Raw genomic sequence first — 18,088 nt, 5'->3', positions numbered from 1 at the left:
TTGGAGATTCGTAAATGCGAAGCCTTTTGAGCGACGATCAGTTTCGCCTTCAGTTTGCAGGGCACGAAACCTTCCCGCTTCGCTACGGATGGTTGAAGAAATCTTATGATTCGATCAAGAGGGCAAATGCCCGCGGCGTAGAGGATGCGCGAGCCGTGTTCGCCGACGATGCTGCGATTTCCGCGTTCGGCGTCGGGAAGAACATGGTGACGTCGATGCGTCACTGGATGCAGGCTGTCGGGATCCTCAAGATCGAAGCCGACTCGAACGGAGCGCTGTCGGTGACCGAAGTCGGCGACCTGCTACTGGGCGACGAGGGCGATCCGTATCTCGAACTTCCTTCGAGCCTTTGGCTTCTCCACTGGAACATCGTCTCGAACCCCGCACGCGCGACGACATGGTACTGGGTGTTCAACGAGTGCAACGAGGCGAGTTTCACGCGCGATACGCTCCGGCTTCGCCTTGCGCGACGGTGCGCGGAGCTTGCCGAAGAGTCGGGTGGCAAGGTCGGTCGTGTCAGCGATTCCACCCTCAAGGGCGACGTGCTGTGCTTCATTCGAACCTATGCGCAGAAGGCTGCGAACGGCAGACAGTCGCAGGAAGACAGCCTTGAGTGTCCTCTGACGGAGCTTGGGCTCGTTCAGTCGGTGGATGTGGGCAACGCCTTTCAGCTTCGCCGCGGGCCGAAGCCGTCCCTTCCCGACGAAGTCTTCCTGTATGCGCTGATTCAGTTCTGGCAGCAGCTTTACCCGACCCGTCGCGAGTTCACCGTCGAGGCCATTACGCACGAACCGGGTTCGCCGGGGCGCGCCTTCGTTCTCGACGAGGATTCCGTGGCCGAGCGTCTGGAGCGGTTGGCGCCTTTGACCGGCGGAGCGGTCCGCTGGGACGAGTCGACTGGCATGAGGCAAGTCTATTGCCCTTCGATCGGCGACCTCGAGCCCATCGATTTCATCATCCCTCTCTACGCATCAAAGGAGATGGCGGCGTGACCAAGATGCTCAGCGACGTCGTGGACGTCCGCCGTCGTTTTCAGCGTTCTATCCGGATCGATGCCGACATCCATGCCGGCGCCATCGAAGGGTTCGTCTGTCCTCGCAGCACCGCCGACGCCGTCCGGGGCATGGCGCGGCAGATCGCCGAGACCGGACAGGGGGCTTTTACCTGGACCGGGCCGTACGGATGCGGCAAGTCGAGCCTGGCGGTCGCGCTTGCCGGACTTCTGTCCGGGGGTGACGTGGCCACCGGCGCTCGGAGAGCTATCGGCGACGATCGCTCGGATGAGATCCTGAATCTGCTTGGCTCGAAGTCGAAGCCGTGGGCCGTCTTGCCCGTGGTCGGCCGCCGGGCAGATCCCGCCACGGCGGTCCGCGACGCGATGGCGTCCGCTTTCCCCAAGTCCAAGGCGAAGAGCGGCAAATTCGATCCGGCGGAGGAACTGCTTCGGGTGTCGAAATCGTCGGCTCATGCCGGTGTGTTCGTTTTCATCGACGAAATGGGGAAGTTCCTTGAGGAAGCTGCATCTGGGAAGGACGTCGACGTCTACTTCTTCCAGCAGTTGGCCGAGGCCGCGAATCGGAGCAAGGGACGGCTTGTCGTCGTCGGCATCCTCCATCAGTCCTTCGACGACTATGCGCATCGGCTGAACCGCGAGGCTCGCGATGAATGGCTGAAGATCCAGGGGCGCTTTTCGGACATACCGATCAATGTCGCCGGCGAGGAACAGATCGAACTCGTCGCTAGGGCCATCGAGACGGCTGCGGCTCCGGCTGCCAATCGGCCGCTGGCCGAAACGATCGCGGCCGCGGTCGCGTCGAACAGACCCGGGACAGGAGCGGATCTCGGCGCCCGCCTCCACGAATGCTGGCCGTTGCATCCCATCGTGGCGTGTCTCCTGGGGCCGCTCTCGCGCCGGCGTTTCGGTCAGAACCAGAGGAGCGTCTTCGGCTTCCTCAATTCGGCCGAGCCGTTTGCGTTTCAGCAGTTCCTCGAGGCGACGTCCAAGAAGAGCGGCTCGACCTATGGGGCGCCGCTTCTGTGGGAGTATCTTAGAGCCAATCTCGAGCCGTCGATCCTCGCATCGCCCGATGGGCACAGGTGGTCGCTGGCCGTCGACGCGGTAGAGCGCTGCGACGCCAAGGGCGCGACCGACATCCACCTCGATCTCGTGAAGTCGATCGCCTTGATCGACCTGTTCAAGGATCGCTCCGGGCTGGCTCCGAGTGAAGCCGTCCTTCGAACAGTACTGTCCTCCGTCGATCCGGCGAAGCTGGAGCGTGCTCTTGAGGATCTCAAGGCGTGGTCGACGATCATCTACCGGCGGCACACCAATTCGTTTTCGATCTACGCCGGAAGCGATTTCGACATTGATGCTGCGGTCGACGAGGCTATCGCGCGAATCCCGGCCGTCGATCTGTCCCGACTCCGTACCCTGGCTCCTCTGCAGCCGGTTCTCGCGAAGCGGCACCACCATGAAACCGGGACTCTTCGCTGGTTCGAAGTCGACATCGCGTCGCTGGCGGATGGCGCCGATCGGGTGAAGTCATTCCGTCCCAAGCAGGGTGCCACGGGTCTGTTTCTGCTTCTGATGAACTCGGATGGCGATAACGACGAGCAGGCGCGACGGCTTTGGCGCGGGGCAGCGAAGGCGGCGAGCGATTATCCCGTGGCGGTGGGGCGGATCCGGGAGAATTTTCTCCTGCGAGAGCAGGCGAGGGAACTCATCGCCCTGGAGACCGTGCGCACCGAGCGCTCGGAGCTTCAGGGCGATGCCGTCGCTCGACGGGAGATATCCGCACGTATCGCTCGTCTGACGGGTGAACTCGAAACCCGGCTTATCGAAGTCTTCGGTATGGCCGAATGGACGTGGAAAGATGAAGCACGCCGGAAGGCGACTGCCAATTCGGCAAAGGGGGCCGGCCTCGTTCTGAGCAGGATCGCGTCGGATCTCTGCGACGAGCGCTATGATCAAGCGCCGGTCATTCGCAACGAACTGCTCAATCGCATCAAGCCGTCCAGCAACGCAATGGGAGCCCGCAAGGAACTGCTCCGGGCGATGGTGGACAACCGGCAGAACAAGCGGCTTGGCTTCGTGGGATATCCCGCTGCTGCCGGCCTTTACGACTCGCTCCTTTCCGAGAATCTGCATGTCCGGCGCTCTGGCAAATCGGCAGCCTGGGAGTTCGTCAATCCGGCAGATTCGGACAATCATCCCTATGGTCCGATGTGGCGTCGCGCCGAAAAGATCTTCATGGATGCCGGTCCCTCGGGTGCCGATCTCGGTGTCCTTTACGACGCATGGAAACGAAATCCCTTCGGCGTGCGTGATGGACTTCTGCCAGTCTTCGCTGTGGCTTACCTGCTCTCAAGAGCGGAGCGATTGGCCATATATCTTGATGGCGTGTTCCAAACCCGGATCACTCCGCTTCTCATCGATCGTCTGACGCAGGATCCCACCAGCGTGCGCCTTCGCTGGGTCGAGACCTCGCCGTTCCATGCGAAGGTCCTTTCGGGCGTTGCCGACCTCGTCGATGAATTCGGCGACGCCTGCCGGCCGCTAGAGAGCAAGGAGACGATCGACATCGCGAAGCGCCTCGTCGGGATCGTCCTGGGTCAGCCGGCCTGGGTGCTGCGGACGAACCGCCTGTCTGGCGGCGCCGCCCGCGTTCGCAATCTGGCGAAGCTCGCAAGCGATCCGAACAAGTTCCTGCTCGACGATCTTCCGACCGTCTTCGCCGACGGAGCCGACCTCGGCGAGAAAGATGCGGATCGCATCGTGTCCTCGATCCGGGAGGGCTTGACCGAAATCGTCGGCATCTACCCGGATATGCTCGAAAACCTCGAAGGAATCCTTTTGCGCGAATTGCGGGTCAAAGGACGTTCACGATCGGCCATGAACGCCCTGCACGAGCGTGCGGTCGTGGTGAAAGGCCTTACGGGCAACTTCCGGCTGGACGCTCTCGCCACCCGGCTTGCCGCCTACACCGGCGCAGTCGACGAGATCGAAGGGATCGCAAGCCTGGCAGCGAACAAGCCGCCGAAGGACTGGGTCGATCGTGACGTAGATAACGCCGGAATTGAACTGGCGGCCCTCGCTCAGGAGTTCGTGCGCGCCGAGGCCTTCGCGCACGTGAAGAATCGCGAAGACGGGCGGATCCGAATGGCATTCTTCATCGGCGATCCGGATCGACCAACACCGGTCATGCCCGACTTCGACATCGGCACGGGGGATCGAGCGAAGGTGGGCGAGATCGTCAACCGCCTCAAGGAGACGTTCAATGATGCCGGCGTTGCGACGAATGTCGCGTTGGCCGCTCTGGCCGAATTTGCCTCGTCGCTTGCGGAAGGCGGCGATATCGGATCAGTCGATTTCGATCACGTGCCCGAGAAGGCGAAGGATGTCACAAGGCTGAACGGAGGAGCGGATCGATGAGCAAGGTTGCCGAACGTCATGTGCTTGGCCTCTCAGGCGGGCGCGACAGCGCGGCCCTCGCTGTCTATATGGCGCAGAATCATCCGGAGATCGACCTTGAGTATTTCTTCACCGATACCGGGAAAGAACTGCCGGAGGTCTACAAGTTTCTTGTTCGACTAGAAGGCTTCATTGGCAAGCAGATCCATCGTCTGAACCCGGATCGGACGTTCGACTTCTGGCTCGCCCAGTACAACAACTTCCTCCCTTCGCCGATGACGCGCTGGTGCACCCGGAAGCTGAAGATAGCGCCGTTTGAAGAGTGGATCCGGCCTTCTCTGGACGAGGGTACGAAGGTCTTCTCTTATGTCGCCATCCGGGGAGACGAGGATTATCGCGAGGGGTATTCCTCAAGCCATAAGAACCTGGCGGTCAGGCTTCCATTCCGCGAGCACGGGATCGACAAGGCCGGCGTCATCGAGCTTCTAGAGGCTTCCGGGGTTGGGCTCCCCGACTATTACCGCTGGCGGTCGCGGAGCGGCTGCACGTTCTGCTTCTACCAGCAGAAGATCGAGTGGGTTCGGTTGATGGAGGAGCATCCTGAAGCATTCGAAGATGCCAAGACCTACGAAAAGAACGCTGTCGATCATGGCTCCCCTTTCACCTGGAGTCAGGGGGAGAGCCTCGATGAGCTTTCACGACCCGAGCGGATTGCTCAGATACGCCAGGAACACGCGACGCGGGTGGCTCGGGCTCAAAGCAAGCAGGTGGCAAATCCCCTTCGAGAGACCGATGAGCCGATGGATATCGACGTGATTTACGGGTCCGCCAAAGGCTGCCTAAGTTGTCATAAGTAGCCAAAAAAAAGACGGACTTAAGAAACAACACATCCATAGCACCTTAGCATACGTGCGCGGCTAAAACTCGAAAAGCCGCGCACAAAACCAATTGGACGGATGCTTCTTGCCCCTAAGTCACCGCCTCCAACGTTGAGATTTGAGCGGAGGCGGGAATCCGGCTTCTCCAGTAGTCGATAGCGGCCTTGGCCAAGTCGTTGATCGCTTCGATCTTTGCAAACGGGACTTGGACGATGAAAAATTTCTGGCCCGAAGGCGGTGCCTGGTTGTTGAGGACGCATGCCATATGGCCTCTACCGAGAAGTTTTTCGGCTCCGGCCTCGTTGAGAACCATACGGGATCCCGTCGCGTTCTGAACTTTCAGGCAAAGTCGGTTGCCCATATTGTCGCGCAGCTTGGGAGGAACGGCGTCGGCGTCGGCTCTCTGTGTAATCAGGATGAGGTGAATCCCCGCGGCTCTCGCTTTCATGCCCAAGTTCGATACGCTTGAGAGCACGACCTCCCTGTACTCCTTCAAATCTGCCATCCACGCACCCAGTTCGTCATGGACAAGGAAAATGCGGGAAAGGCGCTCTGATTTTCCGACTTTCGCGTTGTATTGATCTATGTTCTGAGCACCGACCTTCGAGAGAAGGTCGTATCTGTGATCCATAAGTTCCACCATAGACCTCATTTTGTCGGCAGCGACTTCCGGGTCGACGATGATGCTCTCCCGCATATGGGGGGTTCCGCTCAGCCAGCCGAAATCGACCCCCTTTTTTGGATCCACGAGTATCAGTTCCGCATACCGCGGGTCGTTGAATGCAATGATCTGGAGAAGAAGGTTCTGAACCAGAACGCCTTTACCGCTCTTGGTTTCCCCGCCGATGAGAGTGTGCGGTCCATGTTCGTCGTAGCCGGCGAACTCGCCCGCCAGGTTGAGATACAGAAGCCGGTCGTCATCCTCACGCGCACCGAGAAGAAAACTGGTCCTCACCTCGGAGGATCCGTCAGGCCACTCTGCGGCAAGCCAAGTTTTTGCGAGCGGTACCTCCGCACGGTTCTCTCGCTGAATGAAGATCGAGATTTTCCCCTTACCCGGCCTTACGTCGATCGCGTCAATGCCGTAGGTGGTCAGTAGCTCACCCAGCTTTTTCTCGATCTTCTCCACGGTGAGTGTGTGGTGCCCTTTGAAGGATATGAGGACGCCGTTCGGCGTGAGGCGGAATTTGGGCTCCACAAAATGCGCCTGCATGCCGAAGTGGCTTAGTGCCCGTTGCGTATCCTCCGAAATGGCTTCCGCCCATTTGATCGACTTCTCGTCGGACACGGATCGCGTCTCAGTAGCCGCTATGCGCTCCAGAATTCGGTGAAACGCTGGGGACCCGATCATGGTCCTTCCCGGCTCACCCGAGATCGCCTCTTCGGCCTCGATCGCTTGGATCACGGCTTGTGCCGTCTCAGGCGCCGACTCCCTGTCATGTTCCTCTTCAACTTCGGTGGGCGCCGCCGTTCGGGTATTGTCCTCACCATCCCTACTCGATGCGCCGGACGGACTGGGCTGCTCATTTGTTGGGCCGAGGCTGCCTTCACCACGGTCCTGGATAGGCGTCGGATCGTGGGCTTGTTCGTCTGCAGATTCATCCCCCGGGTACCAGTTGCCGGAACTCGGAAATTCGATCGATGTTTTTTGTCCTGCCGCAGCAAGTAGGACATTCTTTATCGTTCCGGATGAAAGGACATGACTGCGCAGGTACGGGCTTTCTTCGTCGACGGTCGACCGGATTGGTTCGCCGTGGTAGTCATGGAGGCAGATGATTGCTTCGCCACTCACCCGGAACTTTACCTTTCCCATTGCGAGATCGCGCAACAGGGCTCTTCTCCTCACCTGGCTCGGGATACGCGTCGCCAGTTGATCGCGATTGACCAGCAGATCAGCCAGTCGCCGGCACCAAGCGACCCGGGATACGCCGTCGCCGTTGTCGATAAAGAGGCTTCTTATCCTAGCGACTGTCTGCCAAACCTGACGGCAAGCATCCTGCTTCTCAGCTTGTTCGCTCGCTGCCGTCACGAGTTTGGCTTCTCCGACGTGGAAGAGGATCTCGAACTCGCGGTCCGCGTCGATGATCGTCAGCCCGACGGCGTCGGCGACCTTGCCCTTTTGGGCGGTGAACCATCCACGATAGTCGTCAAGCGAGATCCATATTGGAGAAGAAGTTCGCCGATTCTCCGACGAATGTTGACCTTCCATGAGATGACGCATCACGCTAAGACCGATCATCTCTTTGGAGGCATTGGGAACCCGTGCAGCGGAGAGGATTTTTTGTCCTGACACCTGCAGCACGTCCTCTAGTACGGATTCCGAGAGGGGGCCCACACACTCGGATTGTACTCCAAGTCCTACAAGATCCTTGCGAACGTTGGCTCTGAGGCGGGCATCAAGACCGCCCGATGAAATCGTGATCCGTTCGCCCAATCCGGGTGCAGTAGCGTCAAGAATGATCTTGATACCGCATTTCTCAAGTATAGCTCTGCTAGAAACGGTGTCATGACAGACGACCCACTCTCCAAGGTCATGGGACCTTTGCACGATATCCTTCAGTCTGGGATCGTCGAACTTGACGGTTCTCAATAGAACGCCGTGCCGATTCTCAGGTAATACCGCCTTCGTGCCGATTTCATAGAGGAGGTCGTAGAACTGCAATAGCGGCCGAGGGCCTTCTGGCAGAGTAAGGTAGAGGGTAGCGCCCGGCGCCTGCACTTCGCTGATTTTCTTGCGTGGGAGATCCATCACGGCGAGATCGTAAGAGCTTCCCATTTCCTCGCTACTACCCGTCTCAAGTTCCCACTCGAGATTGGCTAGGCGACTGATTGAGTCATGGAGACAGACGATGTCTGTTTCCTTGATCGACGACTGGTCGGTCTCCGCAGCCGCGTTCGATCTGACGTCAATTCGAAGTTTGCCGAGAAAGCCTTCGCCTATGTCCGTTGGTTCGTCCTGAGTGAGAATCTGGTTCTGCGAACGGTAGATCGACCTCATCCGGGACTGGTCCCGATGCGTGATGGATAGTTCGCATCGAAGGTCCTCCCTATCCTGCAGTAGCTGCGCTAAGCGATCTGCGAGGCGGGACGGAAGCTCTCGGCTTTCAGCGTCGTATATGGCCATCGAAAGATTGGACGCTTCATGTGGATGCGTATCGAGATAAGCTTCGACGGCATCCATGAACTTCTTGGACGCCCGATCAGCAGACGCTTCGGTAGCCTCTTGACTACGGATCCTGCAGTCCGCGGCCGACAGAAGGCTATAGCCGCCTGCGTTCTCTACGACCGTCATGACCGTCTCGTCCGCGATCACGATCTCCGGCGATATCCATCTCTGATTTCGTGCACGTCGGGCCTCGAAGGCGATCGTCAGATCGGCCCTTCCCTTCAGGCTAGCGGCCAGCGCATCGGTGACAAATACGGAGAGATCCTCGATCCTCGCCTTCATCTCCGCCAAACGAAGCGGATGCCAACCAGCCAATATGGCAAGCGGTTCTGCCCCGGTGGAAACAACGACGCCGATTTCCGCGATACGCGGCCGGATCTCGGCCTTTGCCCGTTCACTGCGTGCGTGGAGTCTACAAGCGCGACAAAGCTGACCAAACGCCTCGACCTGGGCCTCGATGCATCTGCCTCGGAACGCCGCCTCGACGTCGACCGACAGATCGCGCAGCGCCCTACGAGAAGCGGTGTCGAAGCCCTCTAACGCTTCGATTAAGGCCGCGGCGTCTTCATCGCTCAGACTTCCGGTAGAAGCAAGTTCGTCGACAACGGATCTAACCTTCTTCAGTAGGTCTTCATCAGCAGTCTTGGTTGGATCAAATAGCCGACCGTCCTGGCCGCCTGACGCGCCGTTGAAGGAATTTATAGATCCGAGAGTGACTCTTGTCTCTAACCCTTTTTTGCTCTGGGTACGCGGAGAAAAATTCTGTCGCTTGAATAAGGGCTCGTCATCCTTCCGATTGCCTAAGGCAGAAATATCTTCCGGCAGGGCCAACGTGATGGGATCGCCTGCGTATCCATGCGAAGGATCCCAAATTACCTTAATCCGAGGAGTTCCGGGGCCTAGCTTCCTAACGTCGGAAATATCATCGTCAAGAATTCTCTTGTCGATAAGGAAAAATGCTAGCTCAACCTTCTTTTTATCTTTTGCCGTCGCATTTGGCTCTCCGTCTGTTGAGAAGCACTGATCCAAGTCCCAGACGACACTATCGCCGATGCAGCCTTTCATCGAGCGAAGCTCGAACTTGAAGAGGCGCAGCGTCTCGCTGTCCCTGCTTTTCCAATAGGCCATTTTTTCGTGCTGGAAAGCTCGGACAAGAATGCGCGGATCCTCGATTGAGGATGATGAATTAGTGTCTGCTCCTATTAGAAGTGCTTCAAGGCCTTCCTGCAGCGTGTCGCAAAGGCTTGACCCGATCACTTCCTTGTTAAACAGCCATTTCTGCCAGGCCCTGAATATATGGACAGACTCCGGGCTGTTGAGTTGATCCTTCCATTTCTCGAAGAAAGAAACCTCGTCTGCAGACGGCTCACTGCCGACAGCTTCGACCATCTTGTCGAATTTTTTTACCTCGTTGGCATCAAACTTTGCGCCGAAGTTGCCGATCAGGTAGTCGCGTGTATCTTGCCACATGCTCTTCGCCGGAGCCTTGCGCTTGGCTGAGAAGAGCTTGGAGCCGATGGAGTCCCACCGGACCGCTTCGCAAAAGTACCGTTGTGCTTCCGTCCACTCCCCGGGCCGGATGTTCCTTTCGTCCGCTATCAGCCTCTCCACCGCCTCTAGGGCCGTCTTGGCATCGGGCTCGCTATCCACCGGGAAGCTCTCGACCGCTTCCTGGAGGGCTATCAGATCGACCCGCTCCTGCTTCGGCGTGTCCAGCCCTGCGTAGACGCCGACTTCATTTCGCGCCTGTAGAAACGCGCTCTTGAAGACCTGCTTCTTCGCACGCGGATTGCCGCTGGGGTGATAGTTCGGGAGCTTGGTCGCGCCATAGATCGGGATCTGAAGGGCCGGCAGCGCCAGTTGCACCCGCATATGCGCGTCGGAAGAGAAGCCCTGCTTCTTCAGGAGATAGATGAAGTCTACCCACATCTGCAGATCAATGCAGATACCAGAGTCCTGCAACCCGAGAAGCATTTCGCGTGTAAATGCCTCCGCAACGCCACTATCGTCGAGAACTCGCAGCCATAGATCGGTCTGCTCAATAATGAGTGCTTCATCAATTCGAGCTACGGGCCCGAGTCCCGCCCCTACGATTTCGCGGTCCTCGTCGGATGGGGCGAACACGACGATGTCAGCGCCTTGGAAGCCCCGGAAATAAATCGGAGTTTCGTTCGAAAGCAATTCGGGAGGAATATTGAGATCGGGTGCCGCGGCAGGGTTGATCCGGACATGCATGGACCGCCCATGAATGGTGTCAGGCATCTTGCGGATAATTCCTTCAAGGAAGCCTGCTGAAAGACCCGCGAGCATGAAAAGCATGCGGTTGCCGGGTTTGGCAATGTCCGAAGCCGCGGAAATGAAGTCCCAAACGATCCTTCCGACAAGATCCCCTTTCTCTTCGGCGGGGTCCGCCGCAGTTTTTGAACTGGCCTGGGGGAGAAGATCAAGAGGCATGTGGGGCCTGTCTGTAGGGGTTCGTGACGAATGCGCAGTCGTCGGACAGGCGCTGCGTCAGGGACATGCGAGTCATCCGGTGCTCGAGAGCGGCGAGATTTCTCTCGAAACTTGCGACGCCGACCGGCGGGCGTTCGAACTCTTTTCGAGCCTCTTCAGGGCCGATCACGATGCCGTAGCGGTCATGAAGGCGCGAAACAAAGTCGCGAAGTTCCACTGTCCCTGCCACGTTTGAAAGGACCATAGCGAAGATCATGGCATCGCTTGCGGCAAACCAGGTGCCGACCCTTCTACGTGCCGCGACCAGACCAGAATTCTTCGTCAGCGGAAGGATGTAAGTAAAAGCGTTATTCTTGTCTCGAGAGATGGCGTTATCGACGAATTCCCTCTTGACTTTGGAAGGATCGCCGATCGTAGGGTAGTTTATAATATAATCGAAGCATTCTTCAAAAGCCTTCCTGATGGAGCCGCTATCTCCTTTTTTGACGCCGTGAATCCAATGGACGTTCTCAGACAAGCATCGATCAACGTAGGATTGAACCGCACGATTCGCAGCGGCGCGATGCCGATTTAGGTGAGCCCTGCAGCATTGCAGCAATTGTTTGTCACGTCCGTCCGTCATGTCGAGAACGATAGGTTCTCTTGCGGGGTCCCCCGTTTCGGACGCCTCGCGTTCTGAAAGGTAGACTAGCAAATTCAGTGCAGTGATACGAAAGAGGGGTTCGAACAAGTGGCCATTCGGAAGTCGTTCCGTTCCGAGGACTCCGAGCCAGTCTTGCGCCATGCGGTCATAGGATGGTTGCATCAGATACGGCAGGTATCCTAGCTTCGTCCTCGATGAAAAGGTTTCGGATGGATCGCAAAGAGCTTTCGCTACCCGGTTGACCGGGTCGTCCGGGTTCAGGAGCCGAGCATCGACTTTCGCACGGACCTCCGGAGCATGCTTGGATCGGTTGAGCATCAGATATACGAGTTCGCCGCCTCTGCCGAAAAAGCGACGATCTGGAGACCATGACCCGGAAGCATCTTCTTTCAAATCGTTGCATATGAGGTCCGGACCGGTCACCGCCAGGAATCTTGATGTCCAACGACGACTATTGTCGGGGTCGACCTCCATGGACCTGAGAACGCGCACGGCCTGAAGAAGCTTTTCGATCTGACTGCCGAACACGACGTCCAGGTAGTCGAATGCGCCGACGTGCCCATACGCCTTTTCGGCGTGCGACTTCCAGGACCTCCATTTTTCTTCGTCCGCGATCCTTTCGTCCGCGGCGATACGCTCGAGCGCATTATCTTGGAATACGAGATGCCGCATCTTCTTACGGTGCTTCAGTTCGTACTCGATACTCTCGTGAAGGTTTTCGGTTGCGGTGAACGTACCGATCGGAATGCCGGTGCAGATCGACAGCGTCTCGAGGACGATCATGAACGGTTCTTGCTCGGGGATGAAACGGTGACCGTGAATCATCTCCTGTACGCGCATGTCCGTCTTGTCGAGCAAGCCCGGCGGAATCGGCAGCAGATGTTCTTCATTTGCAGTGATCATCACCAATCCCTTTCGGACGCCATGACCTCTATGGAACGCCCTTGCAAGAGGCCGCCATTGAGTTCGATCTGCTGGAGATCAGGAGATGCGCCGCCCATGCTCTCACGCAGCGCGGCGGCGGCCCTCAACTGGAATCGCTCGATCTCAAGCCGGCACTCCGACGAGAAGCTAGCCAGGATGGCACCGTCCGCGATCCTGAGAAGGCACTCAAGGAGCGTCGGGCGCAGCGGCAAATCAACCGCTAATCGCTCGTCGGCGCCCGGAATGAAACGCAGTATGGGGGCTCGAGTCAGGGGAACGGAGCCGGGGAAAGTCAAATAGCCCGCCGGGGTCTTTGACTTCGACCCGGCCTGGATCACAAGCAATGCCATCTCATGACCCTTGAAGACACCCGACGGGGCTGTGAACCAGATCATGTCATCCGTCTTCGTCATCTCGCCGGTCATGACCCGGTTGATGCCTTGGAAGAGCCTTCTACGTATGTCGTCCGGAACGGAGGGCTTCTCCTCCTTCAGAGCGTCGGACATCCGCACGTAGTCCTTACCGTGGTGGAAAACCGATAGAGCCCATGGATCCTTGGGTGTTCCAGCGTGTGCCTCGGGCGAGATGCTGAAGAACAGGCGGCGCCGTTGGTTCACTATGGCGTCGTGAAAATCGGATGCATTTTCGGTCGGGTTCGCAAGGTACCGTTCGCGCACAGAGTCAAAAATACCACTCCCATAGTACTGGTCCCTGGGGAGATCGCTATCGTCGCCGAGGAGGCCGCGATCGAAGTGGTTGTTCGTCTCGTGCCCGATCCCATACCGCCGCATGACGGAGAATGCGCTATACCGGACGCGCTCTCGTTCCTTCAGGTTCTCGCCGAAAGCGTTCAGGTATGGGTTTGTGTACCGATACTCGAATGCTTGGGCTAGTTTGCGCGCTTTGTCGCAGTCTAGCAGGACATTCCCGTCCTTTGATGCGCCGAGTAGAACGTTGACGCAGAGCAGGATCAACTGTCTGATCGATACGTGCTGGCCGTCCGCGGCCGCCATGCGTACGAGATCTTTGAGCCTCCCCCGTAGCGACCCGGCTTCAACCCTGCTCAGAACGTCGAGGTTAACTCTGATCGGGCAGCGGTTATTGATCGAATGCAGTGCAGGGCATCCGTTGCACGCTGCCCATTTCGGATGCTCTGCAATGGCATCGATCGTCCGATCGACGATGGTGAAGACCGTTGTTCTCGACATGTTCAATAGCAGGAGGTTCATGCCCTCGACGGATTCTTCGTCCCTCTGCAGCATCGTCGCGATTCGATCGTGAATAGGCTTTCGTCCGCCTTCCCTCTTCCGAAAGAATTGAAGGAGGTGTCCGTCGTTAACGCAAATCACGAACGTGTCGGCGCCTTCCCCTTTGATCGCCGCGATGACGGCATCGAATAGACCGTCCTTCTCCGTGTCGGTGATTTCGCTGAGATCCTTGATGAACCTTACGCGGCTACCTTCGTGGTCCAGCTTCGGAAAGTCGTAAATCTTGTCGGCATTGCTCCAGGATTTCCCCCCCGACAATCGCTCCAGGACCTGCCGGGCGGTGTAAGTCTTTCCGTCGCCCGCAGTGCCTGTCAGGATAACGCACTTCGCGCCCTTCTTCTGTAACTCGGCCAAAAGCGAGTCGATCAAGGGCTGATCGATCTCAAGGGGCTCGCAGCCCGTTTTCGTGGCCTCAGAGACCACGAACTCGTCGTACAAGCTGTTCGATGATGGCTGGGGACCGTAGGAGGCAAGGAATTCGACTAGAGGATTCTGAACCTGCAATTTTGCCTCTCTCACTCGCGTCCTAGGAGTACGACCACGAATCACTGCCTCCTAATAAACGCCGCATTGGCCCACGCATCAAGGTTGTGACCCGCAGGGGATTGCGGCGCTGTACCTACTTGACCCTGCTTTCTCTTGTTCCTATTCTGTTCCTGCGGCGACAGTAGTGAACTGCCGATGCACGACGCGGGTTCGAGGCCGCGTTAACCCGAAAATCGCCCTCGTTAACGGAATCGCAGCATTCCGGAGGTAGCTTCGGAGCCGTTCCATGCAGACCCCGTGTCAAGGAGCACTTCCTTCAATGACCCGCCTCGGTAGCCATCGACTCCTCAAGCGCATGCGGCTCGTCCGCGTCGCGAAGAGTTACGGCCAGGCGGTCGAAGTGCGCCGGGTCTAAGGACTCTCCCTCAACCGCGACGATGACGGACCGCAGCCGGCGCCGGGCATGACGCCCGACGTGCGCACCGCGTCTCCGCCGTCGTCCTTCATCTCACGCGACGCCCGGATTCCGTCCTGAGGCCACGGCTTATGCCGTGCCCACGACCTTCTACGCGCTCCGCGTCCCGCTCGTGCCGACGCCGGCCTCTCAACCGGCGAACGCCCCCGCTTGCCTGCAACGTCCCTGAAGGAGAGCGCCCATGTGCGCGGACAACATCGGCTTCCACAATACCTCCGATCGCCTGGGGTACCCCGCCGGACTGCCACGCTCGCCGTTCGCGCCTGTCCGCCCGTTCCGCGCCGGTCGTCGCGCCGGCAACGCCGGCGAGGGCGCGGGCGTATCGGCAGGCAAATTGGCCGAGTCGGACATGACGACGTTCATCGCCAACGCGGAGCGGGCCAGATGCCACTGACTTCCGAGGCCCGCCACGCCGCTCCGAGACAGAGCGGCTCCCAGGTCGGTTTCCGCATCGACCACCGGGGGAACGTGCAGATCCGCTTCATGAGCCGGCTCGAATCCGAGCAGATTGTGTCGCTGTCCGTTCGAGCCGAGATCGAACGGCTCAAGGAGCAGGTGCCGTCCGTCTGGTACGATGCCGACGGGCGGAGCCGGACGCACTGGTTCGACCTGGTGACCGAGACGCGCGACGGCATCCGGATCGCGCAGGCGGTGAAGTACGAGGTCGACATCCTCCGGTCCGGTCTCGAGGCCGTGCTGCTTCGGTTGTCCCGTGCGGCGTCGGATCCGGCCAACCTCGGTGCCGCCGGCCGGCCTTTCGCGGACGAGTACCGTATCCTCGACGAGCACTCGGTCTGCGGCGTCGTGGTCGACAACGCGGAACTCATCCAGCGCTTCCTGGGCGACCGGGACCACGAGGCCGTCGCGGCCGTCCGGGCGTGGCTGAGCGAGGCGCCGGCCGAATTTCCGCTGCACGCGGCGAAGAAGGCGGCCGAACTGGGCTTCCGCGGAATGCGGGCTCTCGTGGCGCTTCTGGCGTCGGGGGAGGTCGTCCTGCGCGAGCATGAGCGTATCGAACCGGTCACCATCTTCGTCAATCGCCTGTTCAATCCTCGGTAGATAGCGTGAGGCGTGTCCCGCCTCACGCTCCTCCCTCGGAGATCGTCATGAGTCAGATCGTCCCCGTCCGCCGCTGGCGTTTCGGCCGCGCCGACCGGATCGTCTTCCAGGACAACGCCTATCGCTACGTCGGGAAGAAGAAGGGAACGCACATCCTCCAGCGGGTCGAGGGCGACTTCATGGAGGACGACTACCTGCTCCTGTCCGACCGGCAGGTGTCGGCGGCCATCGAAAGGAACCGTCTGCGCTACGACACCGACCACTTCTCCCGACAGGTGCGCATGCTGCGTGCCCGCTTCGACACGAGCCGGATCGACGATCTCGATACGGCCGCCCGGATTCAGCTTCTCTGGCGCTACGAGTGGGTGCGCGAGGCGCGGAACCTGATCGCCATGAAGGGCAACGGCGCCCCCAAGATCGCGCGCTCCGGCAGAGGGCTCGATCTAGCCGTCGCGCACCTGCACGACCGGATGGAGAACTGGTTCGAAGACGCCTTCCGGGACCTGATTCCCGGTCTGCAGACGAAGGACTATCCTGCCGTGCCCGCGGGCTCGACGCTATACGCGTGGATCCGCCGCTACGAGGAGGCGGGGCTGCGTATCGAGGGCCTGCGCGATGCCCGTGAGCATTGCGGCCGCGGCGGGCAACTCCACGAGGATGTCCTCGAGATCATCAGGCGGCGAGTCGAGGAATATCGCTCGGCGCTGAACCCGCGCAAGGCCGAGATCATCCGCCGTGTGCATGACGACATCTGGGAACTCAACCGGACGACCGGGAGCACCCACGCGATGACCTCGCCGCGGATCGTCCGCGAACACATCGAGCGGCTCGATCCGTTCCTCGTCGATGCGGCGCGCAAGGGATGCGACGCGGCGATCAACCAGCACGCCGGCGTCGGCCGCGGCGTCGTCGTGGACCGGCTGCTCCAGCGCATCGAGATGGACGACTGGGAATTCGATCTGCAGGTCCTTCTCTGCACCGCGGAGGAGTACGAGAACGCCACCCCGGCGGAGCGGCGGCGGATCGGGCGTGTGCGTCCCACCGCGAGCGTGGCCATCGACGCCTATTCGCGCACCATCGTCGGCTTCCATCTGTCGCCCTATCCGCCGTCGAGCGCCGGCAGCATCGCGTGCCTGCGCTCCGTGATGGTCGACAAGACTCCCCTCGCGGAACTGGCCGGCTGTGGGCGCCGCGACGGCCGCGACCCGGTCTGGAGGATGTTCGGTCGTCCGGAGACGATCGTCACCGACGGCGGGCCCGCCTTCGACTCGACCTTCGACGACGTCGCCCGGGCCTGCGGGTCCAACCGCTCCGTTCCGGAGAAGGACCCGCGGATGCGCGGACGGATCGAGCGCTGGTTCCATACTCTCCAGGACGGCCTGCTGCACAATTTCTCGGGGCGGACCTTCGCCAACTCCGTCGAGCGGGGCGACTACGACTCCGAGAAGCAGGCCAGCCTGACCTTCGAGGAACTCTACATCGCCTGCGTCCGCTACATCGTCGACGACTACCATCGCGCCGGCCACTCCGGCCTGATGGGGCGCAGTCCCGCGACCTTCTGGCAGGACGCGCTCGAGAACGACTGGAAGGGCGTCACGGCCTTCGCGACGCCGGAGGAGATGCGCTACGCCTTCACCGTGCGCCATCCCCGTCGCCCGTCGACCGAAGGCGTCCGGATTCTGAACCTGCAGTACTGGTCGGAAGAATTCGACATCGTCCGCCCGGCGTTCGAGGGCGGTCTCGCCGTCTGCCGTGTCGATCCGCATGATCTGACGTCGATCCTGATCGATCTGCCGGATCGGCTGCGGAAGGATCCGCGCTACGAGAAGGGGCCCGGCTTTCTCGTCGTCCCGCACAAGGGTCCGTTGCCGGAGCCGATCCGAGAGAATCCGACGCTCGAGAACTGGGTGGAGGCGAATGCGAGGCTCCGGGAGATCGTCGCCGAGGAAGCCGAGGAGCAGCGACCGATCCGCATCGGCGCCCGCAGGGACCTCTGGAGCACCGGACGGCACGCGATGGAGCGGGCAGGGGTTCTGCGGACCCACGACCTGACCGCCGAGATGCTGAAGCGGTTTCAGGACCGGCTTGACCGCAAGCGCCGGAACGCCGCCCGAAATCCCGCCGACCGGGAGGAGACCGGTGCCTCGCCCGACGGGCGACTGGTCGCGGCAGTCGGGCGGGGCCGGCCGGCATCCGATGCGCCCGGCCCAGCAAAGCCGGCGAAGACTGCCGGTCCGCGCAAGGCGGCCGGCAAGGCCCGTCACCGCCCGATGTTCTCGCCCGACGGCGAGAACGACCCCGACGACATCAAGGTGGAATGATCC

At 60.0% G+C, this 18,088-nt stretch carries 9 protein-coding genes; 6 read left to right on the top strand and 3 right to left on the bottom strand.

Features of this window, described 5'->3' with window-relative positions:
• Positions 1-26: 26 nt before the first annotated feature.
• Genes AB5S17_RS06730 through AB5S17_RS06720 form a run of 3 tightly spaced genes read left to right on the top strand, consistent with a single transcriptional unit; the run spans position 27 to position 5,268 of the window.
• Complete coding sequence (locus tag AB5S17_RS06730; RefSeq protein WP_369237503.1) at positions 27-992, top strand: DUF4007 family protein; 966 nt, start codon at positions 27-29, stop codon at positions 990-992.
• A complete protein-coding gene (locus AB5S17_RS06725) occupies positions 989-4,432 on the top strand; it encodes an ATP-binding protein (RefSeq protein WP_369237501.1) in 3,444 nt (1,147 codons plus the stop codon). The genes AB5S17_RS06730 and AB5S17_RS06725 overlap by 4 nt, the downstream gene beginning before the upstream one ends.
• Entirely contained in the window at positions 4,429-5,268 is an 840-nt protein-coding gene (locus tag AB5S17_RS06720; RefSeq protein WP_369237499.1) for a phosphoadenosine phosphosulfate reductase family protein, read from the top strand. Before AB5S17_RS06725 ends, AB5S17_RS06720 begins: the two co-directional genes overlap by 4 nt.
• 112 nt (positions 5,269-5,380) lie before the next feature.
• Here the strand turns inward: AB5S17_RS06720 and AB5S17_RS06715 are convergent, their stop codons facing one another.
• Genes AB5S17_RS06715 through AB5S17_RS06705 form a run of 3 tightly spaced genes read right to left on the bottom strand, consistent with a single transcriptional unit; the run spans position 5,381 to position 14,248 of the window.
• Positions 5,381-10,909 carry an FtsK/SpoIIIE domain-containing protein gene (locus AB5S17_RS06715; protein ID WP_369237497.1) on the bottom strand — a complete coding sequence of 1,843 codons (5,529 nt, stop codon included), beginning with the start codon at positions 10,907-10,909 and terminating at the stop codon, positions 5,381-5,383.
• Positions 10,899-12,455, bottom strand: a complete 1,557-nt coding sequence (locus tag AB5S17_RS06710) for a hypothetical protein (protein ID WP_369237495.1) — start codon at positions 12,453-12,455, stop codon at positions 10,899-10,901. Before AB5S17_RS06710 ends, AB5S17_RS06715 begins: the two co-directional genes overlap by 11 nt.
• Entirely contained in the window at positions 12,455-14,248 is a 1,794-nt protein-coding gene (locus tag AB5S17_RS06705) for a hypothetical protein (protein WP_369237493.1), read from the bottom strand. Before AB5S17_RS06705 ends, AB5S17_RS06710 begins: the two co-directional genes overlap by 1 nt.
• A 638-nt stretch (positions 14,249-14,886) precedes the next feature.
• Here AB5S17_RS06705 and AB5S17_RS06700 point away from each other — a divergent pair.
• The 3 genes from AB5S17_RS06700 (at position 14,887) to AB5S17_RS06690 (ending at position 18,085) form a co-directional block, all read left to right on the top strand.
• Positions 14,887-15,099, top strand: a complete 213-nt coding sequence (locus AB5S17_RS06700; protein ID WP_369237491.1) for a hypothetical protein — start codon at positions 14,887-14,889, stop codon at positions 15,097-15,099.
• Positions 15,100-15,173: 74 nt separating this feature from the next.
• On the top strand, positions 15,174-15,764 hold the full coding sequence (locus AB5S17_RS06695; RefSeq protein ID WP_369237489.1) for a hypothetical protein: 591 nt from the start codon (positions 15,174-15,176) through the stop codon (positions 15,762-15,764).
• Positions 15,765-15,811: 47 nt separating this feature from the next.
• The gene (locus tag AB5S17_RS06690; protein ID WP_369237487.1) at positions 15,812-18,085 is read left to right on the top strand and encodes a hypothetical protein; all 2,274 of its coding nucleotides are present in this window, start codon (positions 15,812-15,814) and stop codon (positions 18,083-18,085) included.
• Positions 18,086-18,088: the final 3 nt, after the last annotated feature.

It is taken from the genome of Jiella sp. M17.18 (genome assembly GCF_041027365.1).
Taxonomy (GTDB): domain Bacteria; phylum Pseudomonadota; class Alphaproteobacteria; order Rhizobiales; family Rhizobiaceae; genus VKMB-3413.
Note: the sequence above shows the minus strand (reverse complement) of the source record. Positions and strands in the feature narration are given on the sequence as shown.

Coding starts and splice junctions, on each gene's coding strand:
- AB5S17_RS06720 (WP_369237499.1), top strand. CDS start 4,429: ATGAGCAAGGTTGCCGAACGTCATGTGCTTGGCCTCTCAGGCGGGCGC.
- AB5S17_RS06715 (WP_369237497.1), bottom strand. CDS start 10,909: ATGCCTCTTGATCTTCTCCCCCAGGCCAGTTCAAAAACTGCGGCGGAC.
- AB5S17_RS06710 (WP_369237495.1), bottom strand. CDS start 12,455: ATGATCACTGCAAATGAAGAACATCTGCTGCCGATTCCGCCGGGCTTG.
- AB5S17_RS06700 (WP_369237491.1), top strand. CDS start 14,887: ATGTGCGCGGACAACATCGGCTTCCACAATACCTCCGATCGCCTGGGG.
- AB5S17_RS06690 (WP_369237487.1), top strand. CDS start 15,812: ATGAGTCAGATCGTCCCCGTCCGCCGCTGGCGTTTCGGCCGCGCCGAC.